Source organism: Massilia aerilata, assembly GCF_042656905.1.
GTDB classification, from domain to species: domain Bacteria; phylum Pseudomonadota; class Gammaproteobacteria; order Burkholderiales; family Burkholderiaceae_D; genus Telluria; species Telluria aerilata.
The window spans coordinates 615,866-631,789 of the sequence record NZ_JBHSMZ010000006.1 but is presented as its reverse complement, the minus strand read 5'-3'; the positions used below and the strand labels follow the sequence as shown (position 1 = coordinate 631,789).

Here is a 15,924-nt window from a genome sequence, read left to right as displayed (position 1 = left end):
AAGGATCGCCGCGCGCCCGGCCGGACGGCTGGCAGGCGATGAAGGAAGAGCTCAACGCCACGATCAACAAGGACGCGGTCAGCGCGAAGCCGGGCGCCGCGATTCGCGAGCAGGTGCTGGCCACGGTCTCGAAACTGCCCGGCCTGCCGGGCGTGTACCGCTATTTCGATGCCGAGGACAAGGTCCTCTATGTCGGCAAGGCGCGCAACCTGAAGAACCGCGTGTCGAGCTACTTCCAGAAGAATCTGTCCAGCCCGCGCATCGCGATGATGGTCTCGCAGATCGCGCGCCTGGAGACCAGCGTCACGCACAGCGAGGCCGAGGCCCTGATCCTGGAAAACAACCTGATCAAGACCCTCAAGCCGCGCTACAACATCCTGTTCAGGGACGATAAAAGCTATCCCTACCTGAAGATCACCGGCGGCGACGCCCCGCGGATGGCCTATTACCGCGGCGCGCTGGACAAGAAGAACCAGTACTTCGGTCCCTTCCCGAGCGCCTGGGCGGTGAAGGAATCGATGCAGCTGCTGCAGAAGGTGTTCAAGCTGCGCACCTGCGAGGACAGCGTGTTCCACAACCGCACGCGTCCCTGCCTGCTGCACCAGATCGGCCGCTGCAGCGGCCCCTGCGTGGACCTGATCGCGCCCGAGGACTACAGGCGCGACGTCGACAACGCCGCCAAGTTCCTGCGCGGGCGCCAGACCGAGGTGCTGGAAGACCTGAACGCGAAGATGCTCGCCTTTGCCGAAAACCTGAAGTTCGAGCAGGCGGCCTCGGTGCGCAACCAGATCCAGGCGCTGTCGAAGGTGCTGCACGCCCAGAGCATGGAAACGGTGGGCGACGCCGACGTCGACATCATCGCCGTGGTGGTGCAGGGCGGCCGCGCCTGCGTCAACCTGGCGATGGTGCGCGGCGGCCGCCACCTCGGCGACCGCGCCTACTTCCCGACCCAGGTCGGCGAGGCGCTGGAAGAGAGCCCGATCGAAGTCGAAGTGCTGGCCGCCTTCCTGGCCCAGCACTACGGCGACAAGTTCATCCCCGGCACCTTCATCCTCAACACCTTCTTCGACATGCCGGAGCTGATCGCCGCGCTGACCGAGCAGTGCGGCCATCGCATCAACCTGGTGTTCCAGCCGCAGGGCCAGCGCCGCCAGTGGCTGGAGCTGGCGCAGAAGGGCGCCGAGATCTCGCTGGCGCGCCTGCTGTCCGAGCAGGGCTCGCAGCAGGCCCGCACGCGCGCGCTGGCCGACGCGCTGGGGCTCGAGATCGACGACCTCGAGCAACTCCGCATCGAGTGCTTCGACATCAGCCACACGGCCGGCGAAGCGACCCAGGCCTCCTGCGTGGTGTTCCATCACCACCAGATGCAGAACGGCGAATACCGGCGCTACAACATCAACGACATCACGCCCGGCGACGACTACGCCGCCATGCGCCAGGTGCTGATGCGGCGCTACGAGAAAGTCGCGGGCGGCGAGGGCGTGATGCCGGACATCGCGCTGATCGACGGCGGCAAGGGCCAGGTCGAGATGGCGCGCCAGGTGTTCTCGGAACTGGGCCTGGACGTCGGCAATATCGTCGGCGTGGCCAAGGGCGAGGGGCGCCGCGTCGGCCTCGAGACCCTGATCTTCGCCGACGGCCGCGACCCGCAGGAACTGGGCAAGGAATCGGCGGCGCTGATGCTGGTGGCGATGATCCGCGACGAAGCCCACCGCTTCGCCATCACCGGCATGCGCGCCAAGCGCGCCAAGGCCCGCAATGCCTCGCGCCTGGAGGAGATCGAGGGCATCGGCGCCAAGCGCCGCCAGAAGCTGCTGGCGCGCTTCGGCGGCCTGCGCGGGGTGATCGACGCGAGCGTGGAGGACCTGATGTCGGTCGAGGGGATTTCGAGTACCTTGGCGGAAGAGATTTATCGGCAGCTGCACTAGGCCTTCTACGTCGTCCCCGCGCCCTTTCCAACGTCGTCCCCGCGCCTTCTCCAACGTCATCCCCGCGAAGGCGGGGATCCAAGTTTGCACGCATTTCGACAGCTCACGCAGAACTTGGCTCCCCGCCTTCGCGGGGACGACGTTCCTTTGGATGAGTTCAACTGGTTCAAAAGGCAAGAGCCATGTAGACTAGCGGCGCTACTATCACCAAGCCGCAATATGCCCTTCAACATCCCGATTCTCCTGACCTGGTTACGCGTCGCACTGATCCCGCTGGTCGTTGGCGTTTACTACCTCCCCGAGCACTGGCTGCCGCTCGCCGACCGCAACCTGGCGTCGACCCTGGTCTTCATCGTCGCCGCCATCACCGACTGGTTCGACGGCTACCTGGCGCGGCGCTGGAACCAGACCTCGGCCTTCGGCGCCTTCCTCGATCCGGTCGCGGACAAGCTGATGGTCGCCGGCGCGCTGCTGGTGCTGGTGCAGCTGGACCGGGTCAACGCCATCATCGCCTTCATCATCGTCGGCCGCGAGATCACCATCTCGGCGCTGCGCGAATGGATGGCCGAGATCGGCGCGCGCAAGTCGGTGGCGGTCAGCTCGCTCGGCAAGATCAAGACCGCGGTGCAGATGGTCGCGATCCCGATGCTGCTGTTCCACGATCCGATCTTTACCGTGCTCGACATGCACATGGCAGGGGACATCCTGCTGTGGATCGCCGGCGTATTGACGGTCTGGTCGATGTTCTACTATCTGCGCCGTGCCTGGCCGCTGATCAAGGAAAAATCGGGGGCGCTGTAAGATTTCTACGGAGCTATCCTTGACACAGTGCTCAGCATCTCTATAATGCCTGCCTGTTGCGAGACATTGCAGCGAACGAAACGAAGCGGGAGTAGCTCAGTTGGTAGAGCGCAACCTTGCCAAGGTTGAGGTCGAGAGTTCGAGACTCTTCTCCCGCTCCAAAGTTTGCTAGTGATAGATGCAATAAGTTATAATCGCAAGTTCCAGCGACGCGGGAGTAGCTCAGTTGGTAGAGCGCAACCTTGCCAAGGTTGAGGTCGAGAGTTCGAGACTCTTCTCCCGCTCCAGTTCAGGCTGGAGCAGCGGTAAGTAGTAGATAGTAAGACTCCATGCGGGAGTAGCTCAGTTGGTAGAGCGCAACCTTGCCAAGGTTGAGGTCGAGAGTTCGAGACTCTTCTCCCGCTCCAGTGTTTTACGAATGATGTGATGAACTCCTAAGCGGGAGTAGCTCAGTTGGTAGAGCGCAACCTTGCCAAGGTTGAGGTCGAGAGTTCGAGACTCTTCTCCCGCTCCAGTCATCCATCCGGTTTGTTGGTAATACTCCTAAGCGGGAGTAGCTCAGTTGGTAGAGCGCAACCTTGCCAAGGTTGAGGTCGAGAGTTCGAGACTCTTCTCCCGCTCCAGAATTCAGGGAAGTTCCTTCCCGTGTTGATGTGGTCGATAACCCGCCAGGTCAGCATCGTCAAGTCTCCTCGGGCGAGGTAGCAAAGCGGTTATGCAGCGGCCTGCAAAGCCGTCTAGACGGGTTCGACTCCCGTCCTCGCCTCCAAATTCTCCCAGTAGGACAGCGTTTCACGCTGAGTTGAGTCCGTTTGAACATCGCATCGAATTTGCGGTGCACCGCACACGTAGACGGCCTACAGGCCGTCTATGTCGGAATCCTGAGCTCAGTAAGTCGACCGATATCAACGAAGGGTCTAGCTCTTCAATACTAAGCGCAATTCGTGCCTGTCGGCGTGATCGTGATTCGCTCGTGCGCTTCGGGACCGCGCCGCTTGTTCAACGCGCCGAGTAATATTTCGCCAGGATATCCACCTCCTGCTCGCTCAACTGGTGCGCCGCGTTACGCATCTGCTGGTTGATGTCGTTGGCGCGGCGTCCCGACTTGAAAGCGTTCAGCTGGTCGCGCAGGTAGGCTTCCGGCAGGCCGTCCAGGACCGGGGTGGCGGCGCGCGCCACGCCGGGGCTGTGGCAGGTCGCACAGGCGCCGATATTGCGCATCGGCGAGCCGTTGCTGACCAGGCGCGGCACTTCCTCGCGCAGGGCCGCATGCTGGATCAGTGTCTCGCGCGTCTGTTGCGAGTAGAAGGCTGCCAGGTCGTGCATGTCCTGGTCGCTCAGGTTGGTCGCCAGCGGCTGCATCACCGAGCTGGGACGGTGGCCGGACTTGAAGTCGCGCAGCTGCTTGTAGGTGGAGGTGGGTGGCTGCCCGGCCAGGTGGGGCGCGTCGGTGCCGGCCGAGGCGGTGCCGCGCGCGCCGTGGCACATACTGCATTGCAGGGCCAGGGTGGCGCCGCGGCCAACCGAGGCGGCGTCCACCGGTCCCATCATCTGGCTGTTGACGATCACGCTACTCGGATACACCGCCTTTTCGTCGGGCAGGGCCGGGTTCTGGTAGCGCGCCGGCGCACCGGCGGCGCTGCAGATCGCGTCCCACAGCGTTGCATTCGGATCCTGTGCGTGGGCGCGCGGCAGCCACACCAGGCCGACGAGAAAAGCCAGCACGAAGACCAGCACGACCGCCCCGACACCGATCGTGAACCAGCGGTTTTTGAGGGAGAACAGCGGCTCGTTCACGGCTTGCCTCCTACCGGCACCGCCGGCACCGAGGTCTGCTTCAGCGACGCCAGCTGGACGATCGGATAGCCGTAGTTGACGATCGACAGGCCGATCATCAGCGCCAGCCACAGTGCGTAGCTGTTCAGGGCCACGGGCACGCGCCCGACCGCGTGCACCGGCTGGCTGAAGCGGAACTCGGGCAGCTCGATGACCCGGCTGCGGTGGCCGCGCAGCAGGACCAGCAGGAACAGAAGGCCGGAAATCACCATTAGCAGGCCGCCGACGAAGCTGATCAAGACCGTTATGGCCTGCGGTGCAATTTCCGGATTCGTGTAGTCGTAATAAGCCATGCGGCGCGGCATGCCCATCACGCCCACCACGTGCCAGGGGAAGGTCAGGATGATCATGCCGACGAACCACAACCACAGCTGGGCCTTGATCATGCCGTCCTGGACCAGGGCGCGGCCGGTAAGATGCGGCCACAAGTCGTAGGCCACGGCAAAATACATGATCACGATGGCGCCGGCGAAGATCAGGTGAAAGTGGCCGGTGATCCACTGCGTATTATGGACTGCGAAATCGAGCTGGTAGCTCATATTGATCAGGCCGCCCGCCCCGCCGAAGCCCAGCAGGATGAAGGAGAAGGCCACTGCCAGCATCATCGGATTGCGCCAGGGCAAGGCCTTGACCCAGCCCAGCGCGCCCGTGCCGCCGCGCAGCCGGCCGGCGATCTCGACCGAGGCGGTGATGGTGAACACCGTCAGCAGGGTCGGGACCGACACCATGGCGGTGAACACGGCGTGCAGGAACTTCATTCCGGAGCCGACCTGGGGATCCTGGAACAGATGGTGCATCCCGATCGGCATCGAGAACACCAGGAACAGGACGAAGGAGATGCGCCCCATGATATCGCTGTACAGGCGCCCGCCGATGGCGCGCGGCACCAGTGTATAGAAGGCGATATAGGCCGGCATCAGCCAGAAGTAGACGATCGCGTGCAGGGTCCAGGAAAAGAAGACCCGCGCGAGGCCGGCGTCGATGGTGTTCTTGAAGCCCAGCGCCACCGGCAGGATCAGGAACAGGATCTCCACCGCGGCGCCGACCGAGGTCCAGGCCCACAGGTAGGCGCCGGCCAGGTTGGCGAACATCGGCAGCGGCACCGCCTCGCCCGGATGGGCCTTCTTCCAGACCCGTAGGTTGACCGACATCAGCGCCACCCAGATCCAGGAGCCGACCACCACCAGCACCACGCCGATATAGTAGGCGGGATGGCCGATCAGCGGCGGATAGAAGGTGTACAGCACGGTGGCCAGGCCCATCGACACCGGCGTCATTGCCACCACGGTGCCGAGCACCACCAGCGTGAAGCCGGTCCAGGCCCAGCGTCGCCCGACCAGCGGCTGCTTCAGCGCCAGTTCGACGATGGCATAGCCGAAACCCATCGCCACCAGGGTCGGGAACACATAGCCCATCGCCGAACCGTGCGCCGTCACCGAGCGGTAATAAAGCTCGGGATTGCCGATCCAGTCGCGCAGCGGACTGCGGATGTACATCTGCCATTCGCCCAGCAGGAGAGCGACGAAGAAGGCGGCGAAGGCCACCCAGAAGTGAGACAGCACGAGCCGCCTGGATTCCTTACTGAACACAGCTCATCCTCCTTCCCGCCGCGGCGGCAAGCCGGGCCTGCCGCATGAATTCGTCCTTGCCGATGACCTTCACATGCGCCCACATGGCGGCGTGGCCGGTGCCGCAGTATTCGTGGCAGGGCATCACATGTTCGCCGGTGTGCTCGAACTTGGTCTGCAAGTTCGAGATGTAGCCAGGCACCAGCATGACGTTGACGTTGCTGTTGCTGACCGAGAAGCCGTGCACGACGTCGGCGGCGGTGCCACGGAAGTGCAGCGGCGTATTCGCCGGCACCACGATGCACTGCGGCGTGAACGAATACTGGTTGGCCAGCACCCGTACCGTTACCGTGCCGTCCGGTTCGGCCACCGAGCCGAGGTTGGTCTCGACGAATTCGCCGGCGATGTGCAGCGTGGTCGGGTCGATGGTCTCGGTGCGCGTCGGCGGCATCGAGGCCCAGTGCAGGCTCATGTAGCCCATCATCGCCAGCAGGAACAGGATGATGGCGCCGACGATCCAGGCCCAACGCGCCTCGGCCCTCGCCGCAACGTCGGCGCCCGGGTGGGTGTGTTCGCTGCCTGCCATTCAGTTACCTCCGCGCGCTACGAAAACGAAGAAATAGAAGGCGACCCAGATCGCCATCACGATCGCCGTCGCGATGCCGGCCAGTGCGAAAGCGCCGCCGGGGCCGCGGGCGACAATCTCGTCGATCCGGCGCTGCTCGGCTGCGCTGTCGGCGGCGCCCCCATTCGTCATGTCAGTCGGTTCGAGAAACACGCGTCCTCCTTGATGTCATTCGACTTTTATTCGACCGTGGCCGAGCGCAGCTGGTTGACTTCGCGCGCGTTCACCGGCGCCCCGCGGTTGCCCCAGGCGGTGCGGATGAAGGTGACCACCGCAGCGACCTCGTTGTCGTTCAGGTCCTGGGCGAAGGGCGGCATCCCGTAAGGCATGGGATTGCGCCGGGTACCGGGCGGGTAGCCGCCGTTCAGCACCATCCGGATCGGATTGACGGCCGAGCTCATGCCGATCGACTGGTTGCGCGCCAGCGGCGGATAGTGCGGCAGCTTGCCGCGTCCTTCGGCGCCATGGCAACTGGCGCAGCGCGCCGCATAGATGCGCCGTCCTTCGGAGTAGGCCTGGTTGACGTCGGCGCGCGCCGGGGCCTCGGCCGGATCGGAAGCGGGGCCCTGGTCGGCCGGCAGCGCCTTCAGGTAGACCGCCATCGCGCGCACATCCTCGTCGCTCATGAACTGCAGGCTGTTGAAGGTGACCTCGGCCATCGGCCCGTAGACGGTGCCGCGGTTCGACACGCCCTTCTGCAACAGGTCGACGATGTCCTGCAGCGCCCAGTCGCCGAGGCCGGCCTCGCGGTTCGAGGTGAGCGAAGGCGCGTACCAGTTCTGCATCGGGATCAGGCCGCCCTGGAAGGCCCGCTCCTGCGAGGAGCCGCCCAGCGCGTTGATCGGCGTGTGGCACATCGCGCAATGGCCCAGGCCCTGCACCAGGTAGGCGCCGCGGTTCCATTCGACCGAGCGGCGAGGGTCGGGCTGGTACTCGCCTTCCTTGAAGTACAGGGTGCGCCAGCCGAGCAGCAGGGCCCGGTTGTTATAGGGGAAGCGCAGTTCGTGCTCGCGCGTTTGCAGGCGTACCGCCGGGACCGAGCGCAGGTAGGCGAAGATGGCGTCGCTGTCGGCGCGGGTGACCTTGGTGTAGGACGCGAAGGGCATGGCCGGATACAGCAGGTAGCCCTTGGGCGAGCGGCCGGTGTGCATCATGTTGTAGAAGTCGCCGGCGCTCCACTTGCCGATGCCGGTCTCGCGGTCGGGCGTGATGTTCGGCGCGTACAGGGTGCCGAAGGGCGTCGGCATTGGACGGTTGCCGGAGAAGATCTTCGAACCAGGCACCGTGTGGCAGGCGATGCAGTCGCCGGCCTGGGCCAGGTACTTGCCGCGCTCGACGACCGATTGCTGGCGAGGCTGGGCCGCTGCCCTGGGCTGTGCCTGACTCTGCGCCAGCGACGGCGCCACCCAGGCGGCGCCCGCCAGCATGGCCAGCAGGACAGCCGGCAGCGCTTTCCTGTAGATGTTCATCGGCTGGCCTCCTGTTTCTGCGGCTGGCTGCCGCACGCGATCGGCAGCCGCATGCCGGGCTGGCGCAGCGGACGCGAGGCCGTCACCGGCAGCGAGGACAAGTAGGCGGATACTGCCGCCACTTCAGTCTCGCTCAGGCTGGAGGCGATGAACTGCATGCAGTCCGGCGCCAGCGCCGTGCGGACGCCGAAGCGCCAGGCGCCGAGCTGTGCGCTCACGTAGTCGGCGCGCAGGCCCAGCAGGCCGGGGATGCCGGGCTCGCGCCCACCCAGCTCGGCCCCGTGGCAGGTGGCGCAGGCCGGGATCTTCTTCCCCGGCAGGCCCTGGGTGACGATGCGCTGGCCTTCGGCAAGCTGCTGCGCCGAGCGCGAGACGGCGGGCTGCACCAGCGGCGCCGGGTTCAGGGCGGCGAAATGCTCGGCCATCCGCATCAGATAGCTGTCGGGCAGGTAGGCCAGCAGATAATTCATGGGGACATACTTGCGCCGGCCGTCGCGGAAGGCCACCAGCTGGTTGTACAAGTAGCCGGCCGGCTTGCCGGCCAAGCGCGGGAAGTAGACGTTTTCCACGCCGCGTCCCTGAGCGCCGTGGCAACCGGTGCAGGCCTGAACCCGCGCTTCCATGGTGTCCGGTATGCGGTCGGCGGCGCTGGCTTGGGCCAGCGCTGCGCCAGCGTGAACCGAAAGTGCGACCGTGATCGTTATGTTCGGAATTTTCATCAGCATGGTTCCACGTTCCGGCCTCTTGCGGATGGCCGCACCAGGCTGGTTTCGTTAGCGTCGTGATATCGAACTTATCACAGCGCGCACATACGATGGCGCACGCCCACGATCGTCAAATCGAGCAGGAAGGATTTGCCAAATATGACGATGCGCGGGCCGATTCTGCGCTTTAAATTGCTGTTTTTGACAGTGTAAATCAATAACTGTGTCAGCGTGGCACCGTCTCTTGGCGACCATTCCCCGGCCGGCCGTCGGCAACCGCCCGAACAATCGAGTCGAGATGAACGATATCGACAGGTTTGACCAGGTGATAATCGAAGCCGGCAGATTTCGAGAGGATCTTGTCGTGCGCCTGGCCATATCCGGTCAATGCGACGAACACGGCGTCCGCATTGCGCAGCATGGCACGTAGTTCCTTCACCAAGCTGTAGCCGTCGAGGTCCGGCAAGCCGATGTCGAGGACATAGAGATCGCTTTGCGTATCGCGCGCAGTACGTAGCGCGGCAGTCGAAGAATATTCCACGCTCACGAGATGACCGTGCAGACGCAGGATGGCAGCCAGCATGTCCGCAGCGTCCGTGTTGTCGTCGACGACCATGATCGACAGGGTTTCGGGGCCGGCAGGCGTTGCTCCCGATGCTGCTCGCCTTTCATGGCCGACCGAGACAGGGGGATGGTCGAATACCGGCAACACGACAACGAAGCGGCTGCCGCAACCCAGACCACCGCTGTACGCGCTTACCCGGCCGCCCTGCATCCGCGCCAGGCTGTCCACCAGTGCAAGGCCCAGCCCGAGGCCTCCTTGCGTGCGATCCGGCGTCCTCGTCGCCTGCGTGAATAGTTCGAAAACACGCGGAAGGAGTTCACTGTCGATACCGATGCCGTTATGGCTGATGACGATGTGGACCTCCGCGCCGTCACGGCGCCGGCAACAGCGCCGTTGTCGTCCTGGATCGGTACCGACCGGTGAAGGATCAAGCGACGGGAGCCGGGCGTGTCGAAGGGTTCGATCTCGATGGCGGTATCGATCACGTGCTCGCCGCGAAGGGCGCGAGCCGTGGGCCAGTCGTGCGAGTCGAGCGCTTGCCCGTGCCTCTCGGATTGGTCGGCCCACCAGCCTTTCCATTCCGCGTACTCGGCGGTGTTGTCCGCTTGCGGTGGATTACCCCAGATGCGCTTGCCTTCGCCGTTCATCACCAGGACGCGGCCGTCGGCAGCGACATAGGCCAAACCGACCGGCGACGCCTCCAGCAATGCGTTGATGCGCCGTTCGTTTTCCGCCGCGGCGTCTTGCGCCTTGCGCCTGTCGGTCACATCGCGGAAGTAGATCGACAAGCCATCAGGGGACGGGTAGCAATGGCACTCGACCCACTTGTTCAGCGGAGCACGATAATAATCCTCGAAATGCCTCACAACGTCTTCTTCCATCGCGCGCCGATATTCGCGGCCGAACATGAGATTTTCGGCATGCGGGAACAGGTCCCAAAAACACTTCCCCATCAAGTCTTCACTGCGCACACCGAGTATCTTTGCGCCGGTTTCGCTGAAATACGTGTATGTCCAGTCGCGATCGAGAACAGCCAGGCCATCGGTGATGCTGTCGAGGACACGCTGCAGGGAGGCATGGGCGCTGCGGACAGATTCCTCTGCGGTCTTTCGATCGGTAATGTCCCTGGACACGCCGAGCAGGCCGATGACCCGGCCGGCTGCGTCGCGGTAAGGACGCTTCTGGAACAGCTAAATGCGGTGTGTGCCGTCCGGCAGTGGCACGAGTTCTTCGACTTCCTCTGCTAAGCCTGTTTCCATGATGCGCAGGTCGTTCCGGGTTATGAGCTCAGCTGCTCGCTTGTCCTGCAGCAGCTCGGCGTCGGTCTTGCCGATGACTTCATCATGCGGCTTGCCGATGAGATCCAGGGCGGCCGGATTCGCAAACTGCAAGCGTCCCTGACGATCTTTAGCGAACATGACATCGGTCGAGTTGTCGCTGATCGCGCTTAACAAGGCGACCTGCTCGCGCAGAGACATTTCGATTCGTGCAGAAGAGGTGACGTCGCGTATCCATACCGCCACTGCGGGCGGCATGCCCGGGACATGTGGCAGTCGGGTGATCTTGCCTTCCCAGACCGAGTCACCGAGTGCGGGTAAGGTCGCCTTGTGGTTCCTGACTTCCCAAGGCTCTCCTGTCAGCAGGACATTGAGAATCCCGGACTCCACACCATCCGTCATCGAGGGCTCCTCATAGGGGCAGAGGCAGAAACTGCCGTGGTTATTGAACTTGATTCTATCGACGAGACCGCGTTTTATCTTCCGCTTGAAGGTGTAGTCCGGGTAGTTCATCCGTACTAGTTTGCTCGCGCTGTCGGCTAGGACGCCGCGAAAGGGAAAGGATTCCTGGTGATGGCGACGGTGACGATATAGGCGAAGACCATCAAGGCCGCCAGCAGGGCGGCAGCACGGACCCGAGGGCCGGGCCCGTACTTCAAGGCGATTGATCCGAGCACGATGTACACCACGAGCGCAAGCACTTTCGCCGTCAGCCAAGGGAACTGGCCCGGGTACTGGTGAGACCAGCCCGCCAGGCCCAGGGCCGATGCGAGGAGCAGCGTGTCGACGAAGTGCGGCAGCGTTTTCACCCATCGCCGCATCAGCATGGGCGAGCCCGTCAGCATCCAGCTTCCCCTCAGCATGAAAAAGCTGCCCGACAGTGCTGCGCAGCTCATGTGGAAGTGTTTCAGCAGTAGATAGTCCATGGAGGTAATTGTAGGGATGCTCGCCGACCGCGGCTGTCGGCACGACGGGGTAAGTGGCCTAGTCATTCCGCACTATCGCTGGGACAATCGGGCATGCCATCAGCACGACCACCGCCAGCAAGACCAGTGCTTCGATCCAGATCATCTGCATCAACAGCGCCGGCAGAAACGGTGGTGCCGGGTTACCAGTGGAGCTGCCACAACCAGGTGCAAGCAGGGTCACAGTGCGTGTCCGGCTGCTGCGGATCTCCGCCTTGAGACTCTCTGCATTCCACTTGCTTGCGTCGGGCAGCACGAATTGCGCCAGTTCGTCCGGGTGCTCCACGCGGATACAGCCGTGGCTCAGGTCGCGCCGTGTCCGGTTGAACAGCTCCCTCGGGCAGGACTTCGCCCGACGGCACACCAGTTCCATGTCGTTCTGCCTGAGATAGGCGCCATTGCGGACGAGCTTGGGCACGATCTCGCCCACCTCGATACCGCGCGGCACGTTCCAGTAAGGGTTGATTTCGAGGTAGCGCATTTCACCGATGAACAGCGAGGTCGGCGTCCTCTCCGCCGTCCCCACGATGACCCGCATTTCCAATAGCGGCACGGCGGCATCGCTGCGCGTGTCGAAAGCCCGCAGGCGGTACGCTGGCAGGTTGACGGCGACGATGCGGCCCGGGCGGAGCGGAGGGAACCAGCGCAGCCTTTCGAGCGTGGGCGCGAGTTGGGCCACACGATGGCTCAGCGGCACCGAAAGGGCATTGCGGGTCTGCGGTCCCAGCCCCCCCTTTTTCCGTCAATCCGTGACGCGACTATCCAGCCTGCGCGCCAGCTCCGCGACACTGTAGAACGCCGGATCGAGCCCATGCGTATATTCGCGCCCCGCAATAACTGCAAGGCCAGTTCTGCTTGTTCGCTAGCCAGCCAGGATGGCTGCTGGCCCGAAGCATACAGGCGAGTCGCCAACAGCCGGGCGTCGACGGCTGAGTGATCCGAAGGATGGGTATGTCCGGTTAGATGGACGACGATGAGCAAAACAGTACAGACCTGGCGGATGGGGAAACGGACGCGCTCAAGCAGTTTATCGGCACTCTTCATTGGTAGGGGGCGAACATGGCGCCGGATTTCAGGACGTATCCACAATAGAGCGGTGTCATGCATTGGGTCATTGATGCACGTCAAAAGTATTGCCGCCTAGCCGAGGAGCGCCACACCCTTCACCTGGAGCCACAGGCGCTCACCCGGGACGATGCCCAGCTCACGAACGGAACGCAAGGTGATCCTCGCGAGCATGGGTGTCGGACCGACGTGCAGCTGCACCAGCGCCTGGCCGGGACTGTTGGCCGTGCCAACCGTTTTTACCTCGGCTGGCAGGAGGTTGAGGATACTTGTTCCCTGCGGCTTGTCGCGTGCCAGGCTGCAGTCGCGGGCAAGGATACGGCAGCGCAGGCGGGTGCCGATCGGCTCCGGACGGCGCCCGACCAGCAGGCTGCCGCCCTCGAAGTGGAGCCGCGACAGCGCGTCGGCTTCATGCGCGACCAGCACGGTGTCGAGCACGACCCCGGCATCGCCGGCAAATACCGGGGGCAGGTCGGCGCGCGCCAGTGTTTCGTTCAGTGGGCCGCTCGCCGCCACCTTGCCGCCGTCCAGTAGCACGAGATGGTCCGCCAGGCGCGCCACCTCGTCCGGCGCATGGCTGACATAGACCAAAGGAATCGACAGCGTTTCATGCAGGCGCTCGAGGTAGGGCAGGATCTCCTGCTTACGCCGGAAGTCGAGCGCGGCCAGCGGTTCGTCCATCAGCAGCAGGCGGGGTGAAGCCAATAGGGCGCGCGCAATAGCGGCGCGCTGGCGTTCGCCGCCGGACAGGCCGGCAGGTGAACGTTCGAGCAGGCTGTCGAGGCCAAGCAGCGTGGCGACGGTTTCCAGCTCGAAGCGCCTTTCCTCGGCCTCTACGCGCTTGCGTCCGAACTCCAGGTTGCCGCGCACAGTCATGTGGGGGAACAGGCTGGCCTCCTGGAATACGTATCCAAGGCGGCGCCGGTGGGACGGGACGAACAGGCCGCGCGTGTCGTCCTGCCAGACTTCGTCGCCAAACGTGACGAATGCGCCGGCAACCCGTTCCAGTCCCGCGATCACGCGCAGGCAAGTGGTCTTGCCGGAGCCCGAATGACCGCACAACGCAGTGATACCGCCCCGGGGCAGGTCGAGATCGACGTCGAGCGCGAAGCCGCCGCCGGAGGGCGCCGCGGCGGCCCGGTCGAGCCGGAAGCGCAGGCGCAGGCCGCTCATCGGCCCTGCCTCCTGGCGGCCAGCGGATAGAAGGTGTAGAGCACCAGCAGGACCGTGAAGCTAAAGGCGAGCATCCCGCCAGCCAGCCAGTGCGCCCGGCCATACTCCAGCGCCTCGACATGGTCGTACAGCTGCACGGAAACCACGCGTGTCTTCCCCGGAATGTTGCCGCCAATCATCAATACTACGCCGAACTCGCCGACGGTGTGCGCAAAACTCAGCATTGCGGCGGAGACGAAGCCGGGCCGTGCCAGGGGCATGGCGACCGACCAGAAGCGATCCCAGCCGCTGGCGCCGAGCGTCGCAGCGGCTTCTAGCGTGCGTTCGCCGATCGCTTCGAACGCATTCTGCAGCGGCTGGACCGTGAAGGGCAGGGAGTACAGCACCGACGCTAGCACCAGACCGCCGAACGTGAACGGCAGCGGCGCCACGCCAAGCGCCGCGAACAGACGCCCGACAGGGCCGGTGGGCCCCAAGGTGAGTAACAGATAGAAACCGAGGACGCTGGGCGGGAGCACGATCGGGAGTGCGACGACGGCGCCGATCGCGGGTTTCAGGCGCGATCGCGTGCGGGCCAGCCACCAGGCTAGTGGGGTAGCGATGAGCAAGAGCACCAGGGTAACGACACTGGCGAGTCTGAGCGTGAGCCAGACAGCGGCGAGATCCTCCGCCAGGCCAGCGTCTGCGGTGACGAGTGGTCCGATCGCACTCTCCATGGTTTAGCGCTCGTAACCGTAGGAACGAATGATATTCCCGACTTTGTCGGATTTCATGTAATCCACGAGCATGCGGGCCGCCGGGTTGGCGCTGCCTTCGGCGAGCAGGATGCCGTCCTGCCGGATCGGGGCGTGCAGATGCGCTGGCACGATCCAGCCGGATCCGGCTGCGAGCTTGCCATCGCGATAAACCTGAGCCAGCGCAACGAAGCCGAGCTCGGCGTTGCCGGTACTGACGAACTGGCAGGTCTGGGCGACGTTCGCCCCCACCACCAGCCTGGACTGCAGGCGTCCTGCCAGCCGGAGCTTGTCGAGCACCGCGACCGCGGCCGCTCCGTACGGCGCAGTCTTCGGATTGGCGATCGCCAAATGGGAGAACGTGCCGTTCTTCAGGACTTGACCTTCGCGGTCGATGTAGCCAGGGCGGGGCGACCACAGCGCGAGCCTGCCGGTCGCATAGGTGAAGCGCGTGCCCGAAACGGCGAGTCGCTGCGCCTCGAGTGCGGCCGGTGCGGCCGCGTCGGCCGCCAGCAGGACATCGAACGGCGCACCGTTGGCGATCTGGGCCTGGAAGCCACCGGTCGCGCCGAACGCCAGCAGGGCCGTGTGTCCCGTGTCCTTTTTGAACTCGGCCGCAATGCGCTGCATCGGCGCGATGAAGTTCGCGGCCACCGCCACGCTCACATTGGCGGCTTGCGCCGGGAGCATGGCGAGCACGCCGGCCGCGATGCTGGGAAGCAAGGATAGGATCTTCATATGGATAAAGGTTGCGCCGCTCCAGCAACCGTCCATCTGGCCAGCGCAGCTTCGTCCAACTCGCGCGCATCGACCCAGCATTCTCCCTCTGCGGTCTGCTGCTTTTTCCAGAACGGCGCGCGCGTCTTGAGGTAATCCATGACGAATTCGCAGGCGGCGAAAGCTTCGGCCCGGTGCCGGGCCGCCACCGCCACCAGTACGATCTGTTCGCAGGCACGCAGCGCGCCGACGCGGTGCACGACCAGCACGTCGATCACCTCCCATCGGCGCCGGGCCCGTGCCACGATGTCCTCGAGCGCGGCTTCGGTCATGCCGGGGTAGTGTTCCAGTTCCAGCTGGGACACCGTGCCGTCTCCATCGAATTCCCTGACCGTGCCCACGAAGGCGGCGACCGCTCCCGTGTCGGGATGGCCGGCACGCAGGCGGGCCAGGTCGGCGGAAAGGTCGAAGTCCTCGAGTTGTACCCTCACAGGCAT

Annotated in this window: 16 protein-coding genes, 6 tRNA genes and 1 pseudogene; 8 read left to right on the top strand and 15 right to left on the bottom strand. The window is 64.3% G+C overall.

Annotation, left to right across the window (positions count from 1 at the left end):
* Nucleotides 1-38 precede the first annotated feature (38 nt).
* The 8 genes from uvrC (at nt 39) to ACFPO9_RS11960 (ending at nt 3,498) form a co-directional block, all read left to right on the top strand.
* Complete coding sequence (uvrC, locus tag ACFPO9_RS11995; RefSeq protein WP_379771031.1) at nt 39-1,928, top strand: excinuclease ABC subunit UvrC; 1,890 nt, start codon at nt 39-41, stop codon at nt 1,926-1,928.
* 219 nt (nt 1,929-2,147) lie between these two features.
* Nucleotides 2,148-2,729 (top strand): CDP-diacylglycerol--glycerol-3-phosphate 3-phosphatidyltransferase, encoded by a 582-nt coding sequence (gene pgsA, locus ACFPO9_RS11990; protein ID WP_379770939.1) that lies wholly within the window; start codon nt 2,148-2,150, stop codon nt 2,727-2,729.
* Between the two features lie 85 nt (nt 2,730-2,814).
* Nucleotides 2,815-2,890 (top strand) — tRNA-Gly (locus ACFPO9_RS11985).
* A 50-nt stretch (nt 2,891-2,940) separates the two neighbouring features.
* Nucleotides 2,941-3,016, top strand: a tRNA-Gly gene (locus tag ACFPO9_RS11980).
* A 44-nt stretch (nt 3,017-3,060) separates the two neighbouring features.
* Nucleotides 3,061-3,136: transfer RNA gene (locus ACFPO9_RS11975), tRNA-Gly, on the top strand.
* Between the two features lie 31 nt (nt 3,137-3,167).
* A tRNA-Gly gene (locus ACFPO9_RS11970) sits at nt 3,168-3,243 on the top strand.
* 33 nt (nt 3,244-3,276) lie between these two features.
* Nucleotides 3,277-3,352 (top strand) — tRNA-Gly (locus ACFPO9_RS11965).
* 72 nt (nt 3,353-3,424) lie between these two features.
* Nucleotides 3,425-3,498 (top strand) — tRNA-Cys (locus tag ACFPO9_RS11960).
* Nucleotides 3,499-3,728: 230 nt separating this feature from the next.
* Here the strand turns inward: ACFPO9_RS11960 and ACFPO9_RS11955 are convergent.
* The 15 genes and pseudogenes from ACFPO9_RS11955 to ACFPO9_RS11885 all read right to left on the bottom strand — a co-directional run bounded on the left by ACFPO9_RS11955 (nt 3,729) and on the right by ACFPO9_RS11885 (nt 15,924).
* The gene (locus tag ACFPO9_RS11955) at nt 3,729-4,526 is read right to left on the bottom strand and encodes a c-type cytochrome (protein WP_379770936.1); all 798 of its coding nucleotides are present in this window, start codon (nt 4,524-4,526) and stop codon (nt 3,729-3,731) included.
* Nucleotides 4,523-6,127, bottom strand: a complete 1,605-nt coding sequence (locus tag ACFPO9_RS11950) for a cbb3-type cytochrome c oxidase subunit I (protein WP_379770934.1) — start codon at nt 6,125-6,127, stop codon at nt 4,523-4,525. The genes ACFPO9_RS11955 and ACFPO9_RS11950 overlap by 4 nt, the downstream gene beginning before the upstream one ends.
* Nucleotides 6,128-6,143: 16 nt before the next feature.
* Nucleotides 6,144-6,719, bottom strand: coding sequence for a cupredoxin domain-containing protein (locus tag ACFPO9_RS11945; protein ID WP_379770931.1), 576 nt, complete (start codon nt 6,717-6,719; stop codon nt 6,144-6,146).
* Nucleotides 6,720-6,911, bottom strand: coding sequence for a hypothetical protein (locus ACFPO9_RS11940; RefSeq protein WP_379771036.1), 192 nt, complete (start codon nt 6,909-6,911; stop codon nt 6,720-6,722). It lies immediately after the preceding gene.
* A 26-nt stretch (nt 6,912-6,937) separates the two neighbouring features.
* Complete coding sequence (locus ACFPO9_RS11935; protein ID WP_379771029.1) at nt 6,938-8,185, bottom strand: c-type cytochrome; 1,248 nt, start codon at nt 8,183-8,185, stop codon at nt 6,938-6,940.
* Nucleotides 8,186-8,223: 38 nt separating this feature from the next.
* Nucleotides 8,224-8,946 carry a c-type cytochrome gene (locus ACFPO9_RS11930; RefSeq protein WP_379770929.1) on the bottom strand — a complete coding sequence of 241 codons (723 nt, stop codon included), beginning with the start codon at nt 8,944-8,946 and terminating at the stop codon, nt 8,224-8,226.
* 211 nt (nt 8,947-9,157) lie between these two features.
* Entirely contained in the window at nt 9,158-9,823 is a 666-nt protein-coding gene (locus tag ACFPO9_RS11925; RefSeq protein ID WP_379771027.1) for a response regulator, read from the bottom strand.
* Nucleotides 9,824-9,873: 50 nt separating this feature from the next.
* Nucleotides 9,874-10,629: pseudogene (locus tag ACFPO9_RS11920) on the bottom strand (PAS domain-containing protein); the annotation flags it as partial.
* A gap of 57 nt (nt 10,630-10,686) precedes the next feature.
* A complete protein-coding gene (locus ACFPO9_RS11915; RefSeq protein WP_379770926.1) occupies nt 10,687-11,286 on the bottom strand; it encodes a PAS domain-containing protein in 600 nt (199 codons plus the stop codon).
* Between the two features lie 26 nt (nt 11,287-11,312).
* Complete coding sequence (locus ACFPO9_RS11910) at nt 11,313-11,699, bottom strand: SirB2 family protein (protein ID WP_379770923.1); 387 nt, start codon at nt 11,697-11,699, stop codon at nt 11,313-11,315.
* A gap of 58 nt (nt 11,700-11,757) precedes the next feature.
* Nucleotides 11,758-12,417 carry a L,D-transpeptidase family protein gene (locus tag ACFPO9_RS11905; protein ID WP_379770921.1) on the bottom strand — a complete coding sequence of 220 codons (660 nt, stop codon included), beginning with the start codon at nt 12,415-12,417 and terminating at the stop codon, nt 11,758-11,760.
* 461 nt (nt 12,418-12,878) lie between these two features.
* The gene (modC, locus tag ACFPO9_RS11900; RefSeq protein ID WP_379770919.1) at nt 12,879-13,976 is read right to left on the bottom strand and encodes a molybdenum ABC transporter ATP-binding protein; all 1,098 of its coding nucleotides are present in this window, start codon (nt 13,974-13,976) and stop codon (nt 12,879-12,881) included.
* Nucleotides 13,973-14,692, bottom strand: coding sequence for a molybdate ABC transporter permease subunit (gene modB / locus ACFPO9_RS11895; protein WP_379770917.1), 720 nt, complete (start codon nt 14,690-14,692; stop codon nt 13,973-13,975). Before modB ends, modC begins: the two co-directional genes overlap by 4 nt.
* 3 nt (nt 14,693-14,695) lie before the next feature.
* Nucleotides 14,696-15,448: a molybdate ABC transporter substrate-binding protein gene (gene modA, locus ACFPO9_RS11890; protein WP_379770915.1), complete on the bottom strand. Its 753-nt coding sequence runs from the start codon at nt 15,446-15,448 to the stop codon at nt 14,696-14,698.
* Nucleotides 15,445-15,924 carry a molybdenum cofactor biosynthesis protein MoaE gene (locus tag ACFPO9_RS11885; RefSeq protein ID WP_379770913.1) on the bottom strand — a complete coding sequence of 160 codons (480 nt, stop codon included), beginning with the start codon at nt 15,922-15,924 and terminating at the stop codon, nt 15,445-15,447. The genes modA and ACFPO9_RS11885 overlap by 4 nt, the downstream gene beginning before the upstream one ends.

Bases quoted from the DNA above. Each gene is read 5' to 3' on its own strand.
- uvrC (WP_379771031.1), top strand. From the start codon at position 39: ATGAAGGAAGAGCTCAACGCCACGATCAACAAGGACGCGGTCAGCGCG.
- pgsA (WP_379770939.1), top strand. From the start codon at position 2,148: ATGCCCTTCAACATCCCGATTCTCCTGACCTGGTTACGCGTCGCACTG.
- ACFPO9_RS11945 (WP_379770931.1), bottom strand. From the start codon at position 6,719: ATGGCAGGCAGCGAACACACCCACCCGGGCGCCGACGTTGCGGCGAGG.
- ACFPO9_RS11935 (WP_379771029.1), bottom strand. From the start codon at position 8,185: ATGCTGGCGGGCGCCGCCTGGGTGGCGCCGTCGCTGGCGCAGAGTCAG.
- ACFPO9_RS11930 (WP_379770929.1), bottom strand. From the start codon at position 8,946: ATGAAAATTCCGAACATAACGATCACGGTCGCACTTTCGGTTCACGCT.
- ACFPO9_RS11915 (WP_379770926.1), bottom strand. From the start codon at position 11,286: ATGAACTACCCGGACTACACCTTCAAGCGGAAGATAAAACGCGGTCTC.
- ACFPO9_RS11910 (WP_379770923.1), bottom strand. From the start codon at position 11,699: ATGGACTATCTACTGCTGAAACACTTCCACATGAGCTGCGCAGCACTG.
- modC (WP_379770919.1), bottom strand. From the start codon at position 13,976: ATGAGCGGCCTGCGCCTGCGCTTCCGGCTCGACCGGGCCGCCGCGGCG.
- modB (WP_379770917.1), bottom strand. From the start codon at position 14,692: ATGGAGAGTGCGATCGGACCACTCGTCACCGCAGACGCTGGCCTGGCG.
- modA (WP_379770915.1), bottom strand. From the start codon at position 15,448: ATGAAGATCCTATCCTTGCTTCCCAGCATCGCGGCCGGCGTGCTCGCC.
- ACFPO9_RS11885 (WP_379770913.1), bottom strand. From the start codon at position 15,924: ATGCCTGTGAGGGTACAACTCGAGGACTTCGACCTTTCCGCCGACCTG.